The sequence below is a fragment of the Gordonia sp. X0973 genome, assembly GCF_013348785.1.
Lineage (GTDB): Bacteria > Actinomycetota > Actinomycetes > Mycobacteriales > Mycobacteriaceae > Gordonia.
Map to the genome: position 1 here is coordinate 3,352,234 of NZ_CP054691.1, position 16,900 is coordinate 3,369,133.

Genomic DNA, 16,900 nt, shown 5'->3' on the forward strand with positions numbered 1-16,900 from the left:
TCGACGCGACGGGTCGGTCGACCGTCAGCGGGCCTTGACGACCGGGCTGTCGGTCTGCGCGTCGCCCTGACCGATGTCGGTGGCGGCCACGTAGTAGTTCGCGTAGTAGCGGCCGGGCGGTAGCGAGACGCGCAGCGAACGGCCCCCGACCGGCCCCGCGACCACCCGCCCGTCGCGCGCGTGCACGATCGACAGGTAGACCATCGCGCCCGGATACTCGTCCCGCCCGTGCGCCGAGACCCCGTGCCGCGTCGCACGGATACACGCGGTGTCGCCCCGCCAGTCACTGTGGCACGCAAAGCGGTGGCCGTGCGCCGAGGCGTTCGCCGCCCCGGCCGACAGCACCGCGGCCACGATCCCGACGATGACGCCGACGAGGCTGATACGCGAAACCTGATTCACCCCGGCGAGGGTACGGAGCGAAGCTGTGTGGACGCCCCGGTCAGCCGGCCTTGATCAGGTTGGCCGCCTGCTCCCCGATCGCGACCGACGGCGCATGGGTGTGCCCGCGGATGATCTCCGGCATGACCGATGCGTCGGCGACGCGCAGCCCTTCGACGCCGCGCACCCGCAGCGCGGGATCGACCACCGACTTCTCGTCGCTACCCATCCGCGCCGTCGACGTCGGGTGATACAGCGTGTGCGAGAGCTGCTCCATCGCCGCGACGGTCAGCTCCTCCGGCGTCATGGTGGCGCCGCCGAACGGTCGGACGACCTTGCCGTTGGTGACGGCTTTGAGGCTCGGCGACTCGAAGATCTGCCGGCAGATCTCCAGCCCCGCGAGGACTGTCGCGCGGTCACGACCGTCGGCATCGGACAGATAGCGCGGATCGATGATCGGCTTGGCGAACGGATCCGCCGATGCCAACCGGATCTCGCCGTGGCTGGCCGGCTGCAGGAGGATCGGTCCCATCGTCAGGCCGTGCTCGGGGATGCCGGTGAGGCCCTCGTCCACGTAGGCCACGGGCGCGAAGATGATCTCCAGGTCGGGCAGCGCCAGCGACGGGTCGGAGCGCACGAAGCCGTACGCCTCGGCCACGTTGGACGTCAGCATTCCCTTGCGTCGCAACAGGAATCGAGCCAGCTGGCTGATTCCCTCGGCATCCATCAGGGTGCCGCTGTCGACGCCGAAGGCCAGGAGGCTGACCAGGTGGTCGCGCATGTTCGCACCGACCTCCGGCGCGGCCGCGACGACGTCGATCCCGTGCTGCTTCAGCTGTTCGGGGTCGCCGACGCCCGAGAGCATGAGCAGCTGCGGGGTGTTGATGGCGCCGCCGCAGAGGATCACCTCGCGCGCGGCATCGGCGACGACGGTGGCGCCGTCGTGTACGTACTCGACGCCGGTGGCGGTCTTACCGTCGAATCGCACGCGCGTCACATGCGCGCCGGTGCGGATCGTCAGGTTCTTGCGCTGTTTGCGGACCGGGGTCAGATAGGCCTTGGCCGCGCTGTCGCGCAGGCCGTTGTGCTGTGTCACCAGTGTCTGCGAAAACCCTTGCGGCTCATCGGCATTGGCGTCCTCCACCTGATAGCCGGCCTCCCGAACCGCGTCGAGGAACCGGGAGGTGTGCTCGCGCGGATCACGCTGCGGCGAGACGCTGATCTTCGTCGCGTCGAGGATCGGCTTCATCGCCGACCATCCCCAGTCCGCACCGGCGAGTTCGCCCCACTTCTCGTAGTCCGCGGCGAAACCGCGCACCCACATCATGGCGTTCATCGCCGACGACCCGCCCAGCACCTTGCCGCGCGGCCAGAAGACGGTGCGACCGTCGAGGCCCGGCTGCGGCGTCGTCTCGTAGTTCCAGTCCAGATCCGTCTTGAACTGTTTGGCGAACGCGGCCGGGATCGCGATGTTCGGGCTCTTCGCCTCCGGCCCCGCCTCCAGCAGCAGGACGCGGACCGAGGAATCCTCGGTCAGCCGGTTGGCCAGGGTGGCGCCGGAAGAACCGGCACCGACGATGATGTAGTCAAAGGTCTCGCTCATCGGATTCTTTCTCGAGAGATTCTGGTGTGGCGGGGGTCAGGCGCGGAAGGCCGACGCGAAGATGCCCGGCAGTTTCAGCCACGACGGCGCTGCGGCGAACGAGCTGAGCTTGCTCCCCGTGCTGCCGGCCGACCGGGAGGTCACGAACCACGGCGGCTTGGGGAACAGTGCCAGCTCCCCGCCGACGACCGACCGCGGGAACGGCCGGAACGGCCCGGATACGACGGTCCGCTCGACGTCGGGGATCAGCAGTCCGTTGTGGACCGTGCCGATTCCGCTCTGCGCGTCGTCGAGGGTGTGCCCCGGGAAGGCTCCCCACGTCGCGGTGGGCGTGAGGAAGGCCAGGCCGGTCCAGGCGTTGATGCCGATGGAGCCGTAGCGCAGGTTGGCCACGGCCTCGCCGAAGGACCGGCCCAGCTTCTTGTGCTCGGCGGGTGCGACGAGGATGTTGGCGCCGAGCGTTCCGGTCAGCTCGTTGTTCGCGTAGTCGACGGCGCGCTCGAGGAAGCCCTGCGCGTCGCCGTCCAGCGCGACGACGCCGAGTACCGGCGCGAAGTACTCGGTCCGTTCCACCGGGGCGTCCGACCCGGCCTCGACCTGGATGAGGACGCGGTTGCCGTCGGCGAAGGTCTCCGATTGTTCGTGCGCACCCGCCGCGTCGGCGAGCGCCCCGGCCAGCCGGGAGTCGCTGCCCGGGTACCACGGCGTGCGGTTGGGGATCTTGGCCATCGCCTTGCGCAGCTCCGCCAGGAACTCCTCGCGCTGCCCCCAGCCACTGCTGAGCACGACGACCTGTCCGGCGATGCAGTTGTGCCCGGCGTTGTGCAGCCGCATCGTGGCGACGTTCTCGGCCTGGAAGCGCAGGTCGGCGGCGGACCACTTTCCGGGCACGATGATGATCGGCGAGACCCCGCCCAACTCGCTGGTGATCGGTTTGGTCAACAGCGGCTCGCCGGCCTTGCGTCGACGGTCGGCATCGGCGCCGCGGCCCCACACGATGGCGTCATGCGTCACGATGCTGCCGGTGATGTGGACGTGGGAGATGCCGTCGTGGTTGCAGAGGTATTCGCCCTCCGCGGCGCCGCCCTGCACGACGCGGACCAGATCCGCTTCGATCAGCGGCGCGAGTGCGCCTCGATACGCGCTGAGCAGGTTGGCGAACGTCGGGTTGATCTTCAGGATCGTCGATCGGTTGTGCGCCACCAACTCCGACAGCACGTCGAGCGGGCCGATCGAGGTGATGTTTCCGGCGCCCAGCACCAGGCCGACCCCGTTGGACTCACCGGGTCGCAGCGCACCCAGACCCACGCCCTCGCGGACCTCTGCCTCGCTGACCCCGGGCAGGGTCCAGACCTGGGCGGAGAACCCGTTGAACAGCAGGGATTCCCGGATACCGAGGGGCAGCACCGGCCACGCGAGCCGATTGCCCGCCACCGCCTTCGGCTTCACCCCGGCCAGCGGCGAACCGCCATCGGCCAACGTGGCGAGGGAATGCGCGACGGTGCCGAAACCGGCGAGCGTCGCGTAGGGACCGGACAGCCATTCCTCGCCGACGAGCGGCGAGGACGGGGCGATGCCCTTGATGTCGGTGGCGGTGCGGGTCCAGCGCTGCGCGACCCGGCCGATCGCCTCGTGGGTGGCGCCGACCAAGGCGGCGCGCTCGGCGAGCGACATGCCCGCCCACTTCTCGATACCGGTGCGCAGCGATGTGATCGCGGCGTCGAGCCGGTCGGTGTCGACGCCGGTCGGCGCCGGGGCGGTGCTCGTCATGGGAATCTCCTGCCATTCACGACGATGGGACCTTCTTCGGTCTCCATTGTGTTCCCGATCACTCCCGAAGGGTATGGGCGAGTGCTCAGATCTACGACGCCGGGACTGTGCAGCGGCACAATTGAGGTCTACAGTCATGCCATGACCAGCGAAAGCCTGCCCACCGCGCCGAGCATCTTCGCCTCTCTCGACCCCGACGCCATGACGCGCCAAATCACCGACGAGATCCTGGCCGCCGACGAGACCTACGCGGAACGGACCGTTCCGCGGGATCTGTTGGACGCGGTCACCAAGGACAATGTCGTCGCCCTGTTGGTCGCCCTCGACGGGTGCCCGCTGGACCTGACACCCGCGCGACGGGTCGGCGCACTCAAGGCGGAACTCGGCATCTCGCTCGCCGGGGTGCTGCATGCCTACCGGATCGCGGGGCTGACACTCTGGCACGAGGTCGGGAACCTGCGCGTCCAGGACGCCGACGGCGACTACTTCGACGTCGGTCTCAAGGTCTGGTCCTTCCTCGACCAGCTTTCGACGGCAGCGGCCGAGGCGCACCGCGAGGTCACCGAATCACGCGGTCGGTGGGCGGCGCAGGCGCGCATCTCCGCGGCGTTGGAGCTTCTCGACGGTGTCGCCGACGCGCCGAGCCGCGAGTACGCCGCGGGCGTCCTGGGCTTGTCGGAACCCGCGCGGTTCGTCGTCGTCGCCACCGACCGGCAGTCCGACGAGCGGCCCCACAACCACGGCAGGCGCCTCGACCACGACGACGAGCTGGTGCAATGGGTGGACCGCGGCGGTCTGCGAATGGGTATCGCCGACCTGTCCGGCCAGCGGAAACCGGAGGCTTGGGTCCCGAACGGAGCTGGGCGATTCGGCCTGAGCGCGGAGTTCGCCTTCCTCTCCGACGCACCCGCCGCCGCCCGCCAGGCCACGGTGGCGCTGCGCAGCGCGGGACGCGACGGGGCCGGTGTGGTGCGCTACGGCGAGCGCCCGGTCGAAACCCTCCTCGTGTCGACGCCGGGCGCGTCGACGGAGGCAGCCGACCAGATTCTCGCCGGCCTCGACGGCCTGCCCGCCGACGATCGTGAAGTCCTCCTCGACACGGTGGCCGCGTGGATCGACGTCGACGGCTCCACCGCCGCGGCGGCGCAGCGGCTGCACTGTCACCGCAACACGGTCCTCTACCGACTGCGTCGTGTCGAGACGCTCACGGGTCGTTCGGTGGCCCGACCATCCGATGTGGTCGCCCTGGGAATCGCCGTCCTGGTCCGCAGCCACGTGAGCCCGGCCGAGATCTCGGCGTAGACGCCGAGCTGTCCGGCGGTGGTCGAGTAGGCCCGATGATGGGTGGTCGAGTGCCGACGAGGCGCTAGCCGAGTCGGTGTATCGAGACCAACGCAATCCGAGCAGTCAGCGGCGGTCGAGCCGTCCCACGGTGGTCGAGTGCCGACGAGGCGCTAGCCGAGTCGGTGTATCGAGACCAACGCAATCCGACGGTGGTCGGGGTCGGGTCTCGATACGGTTCCTCGCCTAGCGGCTCGGATCCACTCGACCACCCATCAGATCGCCTGACCACCCATCAGATCGCCAGACCACCCATCAGATCGCCAGACCACCCACCAGATCGCCAGACCACCCACCAGAGCGCCTGACCACCAGCAGAGACGGACGTATCGAGTCAGTGTCAGCGGCAGTTGCTCGGCGGCGGCTTGCCGTCGAAGCGGTCCTGCAGGAAGGCGAAGGCCGGCAGGATGCCGATCACCGCGGCGCTCATGTGATCCGGCGACGGGGTGAGCAGCGAGACGAGTGGGGTGCCCGCGCGGCAGTACCGGTGGTTGGTCGCGTCGATCGACGCCACCGGGATCAGCACGTCGGTCGGGCTGTGCCACTCGAACACCGGCGTCTTCGGCACCCCGCGGTAGTACACGAGGCTGTTCTCCTCGACGACCCGGCGCCCGGCCTTGTCGTCGAACAGTTGGCGTCCGCCCGTGGCGACCTGCTTGGCGTCGTGCATGGCGCCGATCCGCAGGATGTCATTGGTGCAGGCGTTGCGCATCTCGCGGTACATCGTGTGGCCCAGCCCGGTGAGATGGGCGCGCATGGGCAGGGTTGCGGGGTATTCGCGCGACAGCCCGATGGCCGCGGCGAACGCGAGCCCGAACGCCGGGTGCGGCCGGTCGTACCCCAGCCCCTCGGCCATCTTGATCAGGTCCATCGGCACCCCGCCGTACGCGACGCCGGCCAGCTTCAGATCCTTGGCGTAGGTCGGCTGCAGCGCCGCGGCCCACGCGGTGGCCATCCCACCGCCCGAGTAGCCGGCGAGACCGATGCGGCTGTGTGCGACGCCGGCGGGCTTGAAGTGCCGCACGGCGCGAATGCCGTCGAGCGTGATCTGACCGCCCAGCTTCGCCGCGCCGTAGGCGCTGCGGGGACCTAGGTGATCGGGGATCGCGACCGTCCACCCGCGCTGCAACGCGACGTTGAGGCCCGGTGCCTCGCGGATCTGCAGGTTGGGGTCGGAGGTCCACAACGCCTGCGACGGGGCGCACTCGAGCCCGGTGGCGTTGATGACGTGTTGGAAGGAGAGAAGCGGGCCGTTCAGCGCGTGCCGATTGGGCACCATCACGGTGGTGATCGCCGCGATCGGATTGCCCAAAGAATCCGAACTGCGGAATTTGATCTGATACGTGCGGATGTCAAAAAATCCCGCCGGAGTGGGGCGGCCGCGCACGGCGAGAATATCGCCATTGTGCGTCTTGTCCAGGTTCGCCGGTTTGGCGTAGAACGGGTCGGGCAACGGCGTCGGGAGGGCGGCCGGGTCGGGCGCCACGATGCCGCGACCGGGAGCCGCGAGTGCCGGTGATACCCCCCAGACCCCGGCTACCAGCGATGATGCCGTCACGCCTACCAGCGCCGCTCGGATGAGCGCTGCCGTGCGCGAAGTCTTGACCGACATGATTCCCCTTGACTCGAGTAGCCGTCTGCAATGCAGAACAATGATTCGGGGAATCCGCAATTAATGCAATATTTCTAATCGTGACCAGCCCAAGTGGAACCACCCGCGAACGGCCTCGAAAATCCGCTCTGAACTGCTGCCTTATTCATCGTGAACACTCCATTGGGAAACTCGGATTATCAAACGTTATCGAATTGTAATAACTTGCCTCATCTGCCTTAAAGCACCGGAAACACGGCGGTCACACACCAGCAGCGGTTCCGCGCAGCCTGAGGGAAAGGGCGCGGCGGCCCGACGGCGGCTGGCACACTGCATCGCATGCGTCGGACTGTCGTCGCGGGCTACGCGCTGGGGAGCGTCGGGACGGGCGGCTTCGGAGTCCTTCCCGGCCTGGTGCTCGCCTACTACCTGACCGATTCGCTCGGCGTCCCGGCGGTGGCCGCCGCCGGAGTGGTTCTGATCCCCAAACTGCTCGACGTCGCGGTCAACCCGGCGATCGGCGCCCGCAGCGATCGGCAGCTGAGTCGCACCGGTTCCCGACGGCGAGACATGCTCGTCGGCTCGCTGGCATTCGCCCCGCTGTTCGTCCTCACCTTCGCCGCGCCGACAGGGATCGGCTGGCCGCCGGCCGCGGTCTGGGTGCTCGCAGCCTTCTCGTCGACGGCGATCGCCTACGCCTTCTTCCAGGTGCCCTACGTCGCACTGCCCGCCGAGCTGACCGACAGCTACGACGAGCGGACGCGCCTCGTCGCCGTTCGCATCGCGGTGCTCGCCGCCGCCATTCTGCTGTTCGGCGCCGGCGGACCGGCGCTGCGCGACAGCGTGGGCGGGTCTCGCGGATACCTCGTCATGGCGCTCGGCTCCGGGCTGCTCATCAGCGCCGGGATGGTCCTCGCGAGTCGCACGGCTCCCCGGCGCGGCATCGACGGTCCGGCGGATGCCGCAACCGAGTCGTCCGCGTCATTCCGCGACGCCTTCACCGCGCTGCGGATCGACTCCGGCTATCGCCGGTTGGTGGCGGTCTACGTGGTGCAGGCACTGGCGAGCGCTGTCATGCTGGCCGGCGCGCAATACCTGGCGACCCACGTACTCGGCCGCAGCTCGGCATTGCAGTGGCTGTTCGTCTCCCTCGTCGCACCCGCGCTGGTGGTGATGCCGCTCTGGTACCGCTTCGGCGCCCGACGCGGCAAACTCGCCGGTCTGCGGGTGGCGGCCGCACTCTTCGCGGTGGCGTCGGCCGCCCTGCTCGGGACCATCTGGTGGAGCGGGCCGTGGGTCTACGCCGCCGTCGCCGTCGCCGGCGTCGGCTACGCGGGGATGCAGACCTTCCCGCTGGCGATGCTGCCCGACGTCCTTAACGCACACGACCGTCGGACGGACACGTCGTCGGGCGGATCGCTGTCCGGGCTGTGGACGGCGGCGGAAACGATCGCCCTGGCACTCGGCCCCGCCGTCTTCCTGATCGTCCTCGCCGCCACCGGCTATGTCTCGACACCGGCGGGCGCCACGACGACGAGCGTCCAACCCCACTCCGCGGTCCTCGGTATCTCGGTAGGCTTCGCCGCAGTGCCGGCGCTCCTCGTTGCCGGCAGCCTGATCCTGTTGCGGCGCTACGCCGAGCCGATCCCGGAAGGCGGCCCCGATGAGCAGTGAGCCACCGCTCGCCGGCGACGCCGACGCGGTCATCGCCCGACTGCGCGAGCTGCGGGCCGGCGACGCCCCGTCGCACGGCGGCACGATTCTGTCCTACGTCTACGACTCCGGGCGGGCCGAACTCGACGAATTGGCGGCGGCCGCGATTCGCGAGGTGCAGCCGGTCAACGGGCTCGACCCCACCGTGTTCACCTCGGTGGCGACGATGGAGCGCGACGTCATTACCTTCGCGCGCAACGCCTTTCACGGCCCCGGCGCCGTCGGGTCGGTGACCTCGGGCGGCACCGAGAGCTGTCTGCTCGCGGTGCTGTCGGCCCGCGAGTATTCGCACGCCGATCGCGGATCCATCGTCGTGCCCACCACCGCGCACGCGGCGTTCACCAAGGCCGCCCACGTGTTGGGCGTCGAGGAGATCCGGGTCCCGGTCGACCCGGTGACGACGGCCGTCGACCCGGCGGTCGTCGCCGACGCCCTGCGCGAGGACACCTTCCTCGTCGTGGCCTCCGCCCCCGGCTACCCGACCGGCGCACTCGATCCGATCGAGTCACTCGGACAACTGGCCCGGGAACGCCAGATCGCGTTGCACGTCGACGCCTGCCTCGGCGGATTCGCCCTCGCCTGGTGGCCGGACCCGTTGCCGCCGTGGGATTTTCGCGTGCCGGGCGTGACCAGCCTGTCCGCCGACCTGCACAAGTACGGCTACAGCCCCAAGGGCGCCTCGGTGTTGCTGCACGCCGATCGCGACCGTCACCGGGCCCAGTATTTCGCGACGACGGACTGGCCCGGCTATCCCGTCGTCAACCCGACGCTGCTCGGGTCTCGCTCGGCCGCCGGGCTCGCCGCCTCCTGGGCGATCATCAGCTTCCTCGGCACCGACGGCTTCACCGATCTCGTCGCCGCGACGGCCCGCGCGACCGCCGCGTTGCGCGACGTCGTCGCGGGTATCGACGGACTGCGGGTCTTCGGCGACCCGGTGGGCCCGGTCTTCGCCGTCGCGACCGACCCGGCGTCGGCCTCCCCGGTCGACCCGCACCGGTGGGCGCGCGCGGTCGCCGACGAGGGCTTCGCCCTGCAACTGCAGCCCGGCTACGTCCAGCCCGACGGCTCGTCGCTGCCCGCGACCACCCACCTGACCGTCACCCCGGTGACCGAGCGGGTCGTCGACGACCTCGCCCGCGCCCTGGTGCGCGGGGCCGAGGCGGCGCGCGGCCTACCGCCGTCGCCCGCGCCGGAGGCGTTGGCCGATCTCGCCGCGGCCATCACGACCGGAGCGGTCTCGCTCGACGACCTGCTGTCCCTCCCCAGCGAGACGACCGCGGAATTCCTTCGCGCCGCCGGGATCGACCCGCACGGCGACGGCGAGCTGGACATGCCGGCCGTGGTCGCGGCGGTCGCGGCCCTGCCCCGATCGGTCACGGCGAAGATGTTGACCGAGTTCCTCGCGCTGTACACGAATCCTCTCTGACCCCCCGTTGTACATTCCCCTCGTGCAGTGGTCGGGGCAGGCGTGGCTGGGAAGCGGGGCCATCGTCTTCTGGGGCGAGGTCGGCGACACCTCGATGCACGCGCACGCCGCCCATCAACTGTTCATCGGCGCGGAGGAATCGTCGACGATCGCCGTCACCCTCGCCGACGGACGATCCCTGGGGCCCACCCGACTCCTCGCGATCCCCAGCGGCGTGACGCATCGGACGAGCCCGGTCGGCGCGGGTGCACGCGGCGCGTCGGTGTACCTCGACGTGGATTCGGCTGCCGGCCGGGGACTCGGGGCCGCGATCGCCGACGGCCCGTCGACGGCGGTGCCACCGATCGACGACTGGCCCATAGACCCGCGCAGCATAGTCGACGAGGAGTCCGCCGCCCGCCTGGCCGGGCACCTCGTCGGGTTGGGCCGCGGCGCCCACATCCACCCCTACGTCACCGCGGCGCAGCGCAGCACCGTCGTCGCGCTGGCACAATCCCCGACGCTCGCCGGCATCGCCGCCGAGACGGGGGTCTCCGCGTCGCACCTGAGCCGACTGTGGCGCCGCGATCTGGGCATGTCCTTCAACACCTGGCTGCGCTGGGAACGGTTGCGCGAGGCCGCGCGGCTGATCGGCGCCGGAGCGAACATCACCGACGCCGCCCACGGCGCCGGATTCGCCGACGGCGCGCATGCGAGCCGCGTGTGCAGCGCCATGTTCGGCCTGTCGCCACTCGCGCTGACCGCCGGCCTCACGCTGATCTGATCGATCCGTTCAAGCCTTCGCCGCCCGACGGGCACAGACTTGGGCGCATGCTTCGCTACGGATACCCCCTGTTCATGCTGGTCGGCGTCAACGGCACCGCGATCTGGCTCGCCGCGTCGGGCGCCCCCAAGGCGCTCCTGCTGCTGCCCGTCGCCGTCGCGATCGTCGCCTCGTTCTCCGTGGAACGGTTGATCCCCTACCGCGACGAGTGGAACCACTCGCAGGACGACTCGCTGCGCGACGCCATCCACGTCTTCGTCAACGAGTCTATGATCCTGATCAGCGTGGCCGCCATCCCGGTCTTGGCCGCACTGCGCGGTCCGCATACCTGGTGGCCCGGCGGATTGCCGTTCGTGGTGCAGGTACTGATCGCGATACTCGTCGCCGATCTCGGCATCACGCTGGTACACATGGCGAGCCACCGCTACGGATGGTTGTGGCGGCTGCACGCCGTACACCACAGCGTGACCCGGTGCTACGGACTCAACGGGCTGATGAAGCATCCGCTGCACCAGACCCTGGAGATGCTGGGCGGGGTGGCACCGCTGCTCGTCGTCGGGATGCCGGTGTCGGTGGCCTCGGCCCTGTCGGTCTGCGTGGCCGTGCAGCTGTTGATGCAGCACTCCAACGCCGACTACCGCGTCGGCCCGGCGCGCCGGATCCTCGCCCTGAACTCCGGCCACCGCTTCCACCACCTGCGCGACGCCGGCGAGGGCGACGTGAACTTCGGCCTCTTCACGCTGCTGTGGGATCACCTCGCGGGCACCTACGTCTACGACCCGGATCGTCGTTTCGCCACCGCGGACCTGGGGATGGCCGCCAAGCCGGACTACCCGACCGCATACGGCGAGCAGCTCGTCGTGCCGTTCACCGCGGCCGGCGCGTGCGGCCCGATGCAGCCGCTGCCCCGCCGGTCGCTGCGCGAGCGACTCGCTACTCCGGCGTATGCGTGTGGATCCGGTCGCCGGCGTCGTTGAAGATGCTCAACACCTCGGCGCGACGTTTGCCCACCGCGCACATCGCATGCGGAATCCGGGTGTCGAACTCGGCGGCCTCGCCGCGGGTCAGCACCAGATCCTGATCGCCGAGGATGAGGCGCAACCGCCCCGACATCACGTACAGCCACTCGTATCCGTCGTGGACGCGTGGTTCGGGAGGCCCGCCCTCGGTCGGCAGGTAGTGGATCTTGTAGGTCTTCACCGGCGAGGACTCCGAGGCGAGCGGGTGCAGGATCATCCCGTGCCGCCGGATCGGTTCGCGGTGCACGCGCGGATCGGCGACGGTGGGCGACACCAGGTCGTCCAACCCGATTCCGAGCTGCCTGGTCAGCGGCAACAGCAGATCGAGACTGGGTGCGCGCTTGCCCGCCTCCAACCGCGACAGCGTGCTGGGCGACATCCCGACCCGCCCGGCCAGGTCGTCGAGGGTCCACCCGCGACCGTTGCGCAGCGCCCGCAGCCGCGCGCCGACCTGTTTGATCTCGTCGCCCATCGTCACCCCTTCGGATCAGTCTTGCCAATTCCGCAATACTACTTGCGATATTGGCCTCCCGCCGGTCCACTGGGAGGCATGAGTGAAACATGGGATGCGATCGTCGTCGGCGGCAGTGCCGCCGGTTTGTCGGCGGCACTGCTCTTGGGCCGGGCACTGCGGCGGGTGCTCGTGATCGACGACGGGCAGCCGCGCAACCGGTTCGCCGCGCATATGCACGGCGTCCTCGGCTGGGAGGGCGAGAGCCCCGCCGACCTGTTGCGGCGGGCCCGCGAGGACGTCGCGCACTACGACGTGACGATCCGCACGGGCCGGGTGACGACGGTCGCCGCCGACGAGCAGAGCGTCACCGTCACACTCGACGACGGCGAGACCGCCACCGGTCGAGCACTCGTGGTCGCCACGGGCCTGACCGACGTGATGCCCGACCTCCCCGGCTTCGCACCGCGCTGGGGCACCGGCGTGCTGCACTGCCCGTACTGCCACGGATGGGAGGTCCGCGGCAAACGGCTGGGCGTGCTCGCAATGTCGCCGATGTCGCTGCACCAGTCGCAGTTGATCCGCCAGTGGAGCAGCGACCTGACCGTCTTCGCCGGCGGGATCGGCGGCGACGCGGGCATCGACATCGATCCGGCGACTCGCGCGCGACTGCGCTCGCGCGGCGTGCGGATCGTCGAGGAGCCGGTCGTCGAGATCCTGGGCGACGGCGACGCGATTTCGGGTGTTCGCCTGGCCGACGGCCAAGTCGTCGAAGTCGACGCATTGTTCGCCGGGCCGCGGGCCCGGCCCAACGACGAGTTCCTGGCCGCCCTCGATCTGGACCGTGCGGACAACCCGGTGGGCAGCTTCATCGCCGTCGACGAATTCGGGAAGACGAGCCACCCGCTGGTGTACGCCGTCGGCAACGTCATCAACCCGGCACTGACGGTCCCGATGTCGATCGGCTCCGCGGCGATGACCGGGGGCATGGTCAACATGTCCCTGGTCACCCGCGAATTCGACTCCGCCGCGGCCGATCCTCAGTAGGTGACCACCACCCGCCCGCGGCGGCCACCGGCCGAGAGGTCCGCCAATGCGGCGGGCACCTCGTCGAGACCGATCGTCTCGGCAATGCGCGGAGCGAGCACCCCGTCGGCGGCCAGGCCGAGCAACGTCGCGAGTTCGACCCCGTCGGGGGCGACCATCACCGCGTCGACGGCGATGTCGCGCTCGGACTCCGGGGTCTGCGGCGGGATCACGCCGACGTAGCGTCCGCCGTCGCGAACGGCCGAGAGGTCGCCCAACACGGCGGCGTCGAGTACCGCGTCGTAGTGCCCGTCGGCGCGGTCGGCGAAGGCGGCCCCGGTGGATTCGACGAACTCCCGATCGGTCTCGCGAGCCAACCCGGTGACGTCGAATCCGAGGGCGACGGCGAGCGGCAGCGCATACCCGCCGACGCCTCCGGCGGCACCGGTGACGAGCAACGATCCGCGCCCCTCCCCCAGCAGTGCCAGGGCCTGCCGCGCGGTCTGCGCGTTGAGGCCGACGGTGGCCGCGGCCACCGGGTCGAGCGAGGCGGGGACCGGGGCGGTCGCGTCGGCCGGCACCACGACCTGCTCGGCATGGGTCCCGACCGCCTTGTCGACCCCGCCGAACAGCGCCGCGACCACGTCACCGACCTCGATGCCGTCGACCCCTTCACCGACCTCCACGACCTTCCCGGTGACATCCCAGCCGACCCCGACCGTCGGGCGCTGGACCCAGCCGAGGTCGTGGTAGACCCCGGCCGCGGCCTGCGCGTCGACCGGGTTGAGCGCCGATGCGATGGTCTGCAGCCGGATTTCTCCCCGACGAGGTCGAGGTGCCTCGACGTCGGCGACGACGGCCGGGGCGGGCGGGGTGGCGACGATGGCGCGCATGGTGATGGGTTTCCTTTCGATCAGCGGTTCCGAAGACTCTCCGGGTTGACAGCACTACGATCGGGCAGGAACTCTCTATTGGGAAGTAGGCACCTGAAAGTGCGTAACTAGCAGAGAGGTGTGAGCCATGCCGACCATGACCGCCGCACAGCGCCGCGCGGAAGAGAAGGTGCGATTCGACGCCTACCTGGCCAACTGCAAGAGCCGCGTGGTCCTGCAGCGCATCGCCGACAAGTGGGTGATGCTCATCGTCTGCGCACTGGGCGAAAGGGATATGCGCTACGCGGAATTGAGCAGGCAGATCGCCGGGGTCAGTCAGAAGATGCTCACCCAGACGCTGCGCAACCTGGAGCGCGACGGAATCGTCAACCGCTCGGTGGAGCCGACGGTGCCGGTCTCGGTCACCTACTCGCTGACCGACTTGGGCCGCGGGCTGCACTCGTTGATCGTCGACGTGAAGACATGGTCCGAATCCTGCGCCCGGGAGATCCTCGCCGCACGCGAACGCTACGACGACGAGCATTCCGCTCCGGCCGATTCCAAGTAGGTTCCGCGCGCCCCCGTCGTGACACCGTGAGCGGTATCGGATTTCACCCCGATCCGTCCATATCGGACGCCATCGGATCTAGGGTGTAGTCAGATCACGGGCCGGTCACGGTCGCGACGACGAGCGGGGCATATTCCAGATGCGGGTTCACCACCGATGGGTGCTTGGCGTGTGCGCGGCGCTGTGCCTGACCGTGGGCATCTCGACCGCGGGCGGGCAGGCGCCCCTGGCGCTCGCCGCGCCGACGACGGCACCGTCGCCCGCCTTCCCGCGCCACCTGAGTCCGGCGGCGAAAACCGAGTGCGTGGGCTCGCGCTTCGCCACTCTCGGCGTCATCTTCGACTCGATCTTCGACTCCTTCGTGCCGATCCTGCCCGCGTCGATCAAACGGGACGCGCCGGCCATCAAGGCCCGCGCCCGTGCCGACATGCGCAAGCTCAAGGTGTCGACGCTCTGGGTCTCGAATCATCCGTATGACCTGGGTGCCTATGACGAGGACCCGATGATGCGCTACCGCGATCCGATCTCGCAGATGATCGTCACGCAGCTGGTGCACATCCGCAACGGCGAGACCAGTCACGGCATCGCGGTCGACGACCTGTCGCTGGCGCAGGCGGTGGAGACCGCCTACCTCTATCTGTACGTGACCGTGCTGGTCCCGGCGACCATCTTCCGCAAGAGCGTGCCCAAGCTGCTCGACATCGGGCCGATCGGGTTGGGCACCCTCCTGTCCATCCCGATCATGCTGGGCGTCGTCGGCATCAGTCAGCTCTACAAGCGGATGTCGGTGAACCTCACGCTCGCCTGCATCGCCTCGGTGACCAAGGACGAGAAGGCGCGCGCGGGCAAACTCCAGAAGGATCTGCGCTTCGCGTGGGCCGTACCGCCCATGCTGCGCGACGTCGCCGACGAGGTGTCGGTGGCCGACGCGCAGAACTGCCGTCACATCGGCACCCTGCCGCTGTCGCGGATCGTGAGCCGCACCTCGACCTTCCTGCAGGCGACCAATCCGCCGATGGCGCCGCAGATCCGCAACGTCGTCGGGCAGGTCGACCTGTTCATGCGCAACACCCGGCTCAAGCACAACTGGATACCCACCGACCCGGCCGATTTCAACACGGCCGAGTGGGTGATCTCGCAGGTCTCCTACATGATCCCGTATGTGGGCGGTGCGCCGATCGAGGCCTTGATCGGCCTGAACCGCAACCACCTCGACGGCCTCGACTTCAACGAGACGGTGCCGTTGTCCGAGCTCACCGTGTCCGAGTCGTTGACCGCCGCCTACTACGCGTATTCGCTCACCGCCCACGTCGTCGAGGCCGTCTGGAGCCTGGGTGCCGCCGACCAGTCGGCCGGTCTGCTCAGTCAGCTCATCAACGTCGACGTGCCCGGCGGGTTGATCCCCCGCAGCACCGGTATCCTGACCGCGCCCAACTTCTACGGCCTCGTCGTCTTCCACAACGTGCTGCGTTCGGTGTGCCTCAACGAGGACCGCACCGGTCCCAACGTGCAGCGCCCGAACCGCAAACGCAAAGGCATCGTGCACTGGTGAGTGAAGGAATCGTCGTCGTGACCGTCAAGCCCAACAGCCGTCGGGGACCGCGGATCGAGACCGACGACGACGGTGCGCTGACCGTCTACGTGCGCGAACCCGCCACCGAGGGCAAGGCCACCAAGGCCGTCGGCGAACTCCTCGCCAAACACTTCGGCGTACCGAAGAGCCGCGTCGTGCTCGTCGGCGGTGCGACGAGCCGGATCAAGCGCTTCCGGGTGGGGTGAACGCGCGGCGTGCCTCGTCGACGTCGGCGCGCGTCGTGCATTCGCGCTGGTGATCGTTGATCAATCCCATCGACTGGATGAAGGCGAAGGCGGTGGTCGGCCCGACGAATCGCCAGCCGCGCTTCTTCAAGTCCTTCGACAGCGCCGTCGAGGTCGCCGACGTGGTCTTCGACTGCGGCACCCCGACCTCGCCGGGCGCGGGTTCGAACCGCCAGATGTAGGCGGCCAGCGAGCCCTCGGCCGCCTCGAGTTCCACGGCACGGCGGGCGTTGTTGATCACGGCCTCGATCTTGCCGCGATGCCGCACGATGCCGGCGTCGGTCAGCAGGCGCGCCACATCCTCCTCGTCGAACTCCGCCACCCGGTGGAAATCGAAACCCGCGAACGCGCTTCGGAAGTTGTCGCGCTTGTTGAGGATGGTCCGCCAGCTCAGCCCGGACTGGAATCCCTCGAGGCAGATCTTTTCGAACAGCCGAACGTCGTCGCCGACCGGGAACCCCCACTCGGCGTCGTGATAGGCCAGCAACTCCGGCGCGCCGCCCGCCCACGCGCAGCGCGGATCGCCGTCGGGTGCGACGAATGGCTCCATGCCGAAGA

General features: G+C 69.3%; 16 protein-coding genes. 9 read left to right on the top strand and 7 right to left on the bottom strand.

All coding sequences use genetic code 11. The features are described 5' to 3' along the window. Positions 1-24: 24 nt before the first annotated feature. The 3 genes from HUN08_RS16550 to HUN08_RS16560 are packed head-to-tail and all read right to left on the bottom strand — an operon-like array spanning position 25 to position 3,754. A complete protein-coding gene (locus HUN08_RS16550) occupies positions 25-402 on the bottom strand; it encodes a hypothetical protein (RefSeq protein ID WP_124248044.1) in 378 nt (125 codons plus the stop codon). Positions 403-442: 40 nt separating this feature from the next. Continuing rightward, the gene (locus HUN08_RS16555) at positions 443-1,984 is read right to left on the bottom strand and encodes a GMC family oxidoreductase (RefSeq protein WP_124248045.1); all 1,542 of its coding nucleotides are present in this window, start codon (positions 1,982-1,984) and stop codon (positions 443-445) included. 36 nt (positions 1,985-2,020) lie between these two features. Beyond that, entirely contained in the window at positions 2,021-3,754 is a 1,734-nt protein-coding gene (locus tag HUN08_RS16560; RefSeq protein ID WP_124248046.1) for an aldehyde dehydrogenase family protein, read from the bottom strand. Positions 3,755-3,895: 141 nt separating this feature from the next. On the opposite strand from HUN08_RS16560, the gene HUN08_RS16565 reads away from it, so the two are divergent. Next, a complete protein-coding gene (locus HUN08_RS16565; protein WP_165353476.1) occupies positions 3,896-5,056 on the top strand; it encodes a CdaR family transcriptional regulator in 1,161 nt (386 codons plus the stop codon). 379 nt (positions 5,057-5,435) lie between these two features. Here HUN08_RS16565 and HUN08_RS16570 read toward each other — a convergent pair whose 3' ends face one another. Next, positions 5,436-6,707 (bottom strand): lipase family protein, encoded by a 1,272-nt coding sequence (locus HUN08_RS16570; protein WP_124248048.1) that lies wholly within the window; start codon positions 6,705-6,707, stop codon positions 5,436-5,438. A 318-nt stretch (positions 6,708-7,025) separates the two neighbouring features. Here HUN08_RS16570 and HUN08_RS16575 point away from each other — a divergent pair, with 318 nt between their 5' ends. Genes HUN08_RS16575 through HUN08_RS16590 form a run of 4 tightly spaced genes read left to right on the top strand, consistent with a single transcriptional unit; the run spans position 7,026 to position 11,565 of the window. Continuing rightward, positions 7,026-8,360, top strand: coding sequence for an MFS transporter (locus HUN08_RS16575; RefSeq protein WP_124248049.1), 1,335 nt, complete (start codon positions 7,026-7,028; stop codon positions 8,358-8,360). Continuing rightward, the gene (locus tag HUN08_RS16580; RefSeq protein ID WP_124248050.1) at positions 8,350-9,825 is read left to right on the top strand and encodes an aminotransferase class V-fold PLP-dependent enzyme; all 1,476 of its coding nucleotides are present in this window, start codon (positions 8,350-8,352) and stop codon (positions 9,823-9,825) included. Before HUN08_RS16575 ends, HUN08_RS16580 begins: the two co-directional genes overlap by 11 nt. A 22-nt stretch (positions 9,826-9,847) precedes the next feature. Then, on the top strand, positions 9,848-10,588 hold the full coding sequence (locus HUN08_RS16585; RefSeq protein WP_124248051.1) for an AraC family transcriptional regulator: 741 nt from the start codon (positions 9,848-9,850) through the stop codon (positions 10,586-10,588). A gap of 47 nt (positions 10,589-10,635) precedes the next feature. After that, positions 10,636-11,565 (top strand): sterol desaturase family protein, encoded by a 930-nt coding sequence (locus HUN08_RS16590; protein WP_124248052.1) that lies wholly within the window; start codon positions 10,636-10,638, stop codon positions 11,563-11,565. Here HUN08_RS16590 and HUN08_RS16595 read toward each other — a convergent pair. Continuing rightward, positions 11,522-12,079, bottom strand: a complete 558-nt coding sequence (locus HUN08_RS16595) for a helix-turn-helix domain-containing protein (protein ID WP_124248053.1) — start codon at positions 12,077-12,079, stop codon at positions 11,522-11,524. The genes HUN08_RS16590 and HUN08_RS16595 overlap by 44 nt on opposite strands. Before the next feature lie 78 nt (positions 12,080-12,157). Here HUN08_RS16595 and HUN08_RS16600 point away from each other — a divergent pair, with 78 nt between their 5' ends. Next, entirely contained in the window at positions 12,158-13,105 is a 948-nt protein-coding gene (locus tag HUN08_RS16600; protein WP_124248054.1) for an NAD(P)/FAD-dependent oxidoreductase, read from the top strand. Here the strand turns inward: HUN08_RS16600 and HUN08_RS16605 are convergent. Next, positions 13,099-13,977, bottom strand: a complete 879-nt coding sequence (locus tag HUN08_RS16605) for a zinc-binding dehydrogenase (protein ID WP_124248055.1) — start codon at positions 13,975-13,977, stop codon at positions 13,099-13,101. The genes HUN08_RS16600 and HUN08_RS16605 overlap by 7 nt on opposite strands. Before the next feature lie 127 nt (positions 13,978-14,104). Here HUN08_RS16605 and HUN08_RS16610 point away from each other — a divergent pair, with 127 nt between their 5' ends. The 3 genes from HUN08_RS16610 (at position 14,105) to HUN08_RS16620 (ending at position 16,303) form a co-directional block, all read left to right on the top strand. Then, complete coding sequence (locus HUN08_RS16610) at positions 14,105-14,524, top strand: helix-turn-helix domain-containing protein (RefSeq protein ID WP_124248056.1); 420 nt, start codon at positions 14,105-14,107, stop codon at positions 14,522-14,524. A gap of 169 nt (positions 14,525-14,693) precedes the next feature. Further along, entirely contained in the window at positions 14,694-16,076 is a 1,383-nt protein-coding gene (locus tag HUN08_RS16615; protein ID WP_301546779.1) for a hypothetical protein, read from the top strand. Continuing rightward, positions 16,073-16,303: a DUF167 domain-containing protein gene (locus HUN08_RS16620; RefSeq protein ID WP_124248058.1), complete on the top strand. Its 231-nt coding sequence runs from the start codon at positions 16,073-16,075 to the stop codon at positions 16,301-16,303. Before HUN08_RS16615 ends, HUN08_RS16620 begins: the two co-directional genes overlap by 4 nt. Here HUN08_RS16620 and HUN08_RS16625 read toward each other — a convergent pair. After that, positions 16,281-16,892, bottom strand: coding sequence for a DNA-3-methyladenine glycosylase I (locus HUN08_RS16625; protein ID WP_124248059.1), 612 nt, complete (start codon positions 16,890-16,892; stop codon positions 16,281-16,283). The two genes, HUN08_RS16620 and HUN08_RS16625, sit on opposite strands and share 23 nt — an antisense overlap. Positions 16,893-16,900 lie beyond the last annotated feature (8 nt).

Excerpts from the sequence above, each read along its gene's own strand:
- HUN08_RS16555 (WP_124248045.1), bottom strand. The coding sequence starts at position 1,984 with ATGAGCGAGACCTTTGACTACATCATCGTCGGTGCCGGTTCTTCCGGC.
- HUN08_RS16560 (WP_124248046.1), bottom strand. The coding sequence starts at position 3,754 with ATGACGAGCACCGCCCCGGCGCCGACCGGCGTCGACACCGACCGGCTC.
- HUN08_RS16565 (WP_165353476.1), top strand. The coding sequence starts at position 3,896 with ATGACCAGCGAAAGCCTGCCCACCGCGCCGAGCATCTTCGCCTCTCTC.
- HUN08_RS16570 (WP_124248048.1), bottom strand. The coding sequence starts at position 6,707 with ATGTCGGTCAAGACTTCGCGCACGGCAGCGCTCATCCGAGCGGCGCTG.
- HUN08_RS16575 (WP_124248049.1), top strand. The coding sequence starts at position 7,026 with ATGCGTCGGACTGTCGTCGCGGGCTACGCGCTGGGGAGCGTCGGGACG.
- HUN08_RS16580 (WP_124248050.1), top strand. The coding sequence starts at position 8,350 with ATGAGCAGTGAGCCACCGCTCGCCGGCGACGCCGACGCGGTCATCGCC.
- HUN08_RS16590 (WP_124248052.1), top strand. The coding sequence starts at position 10,636 with ATGCTTCGCTACGGATACCCCCTGTTCATGCTGGTCGGCGTCAACGGC.
- HUN08_RS16595 (WP_124248053.1), bottom strand. The coding sequence starts at position 12,079 with ATGGGCGACGAGATCAAACAGGTCGGCGCGCGGCTGCGGGCGCTGCGC.
- HUN08_RS16600 (WP_124248054.1), top strand. The coding sequence starts at position 12,158 with ATGAGTGAAACATGGGATGCGATCGTCGTCGGCGGCAGTGCCGCCGGT.
- HUN08_RS16605 (WP_124248055.1), bottom strand. The coding sequence starts at position 13,977 with ATGCGCGCCATCGTCGCCACCCCGCCCGCCCCGGCCGTCGTCGCCGAC.
- HUN08_RS16610 (WP_124248056.1), top strand. The coding sequence starts at position 14,105 with ATGCCGACCATGACCGCCGCACAGCGCCGCGCGGAAGAGAAGGTGCGA.
- HUN08_RS16625 (WP_124248059.1), bottom strand. The coding sequence starts at position 16,892 with ATGGAGCCATTCGTCGCACCCGACGGCGATCCGCGCTGCGCGTGGGCG.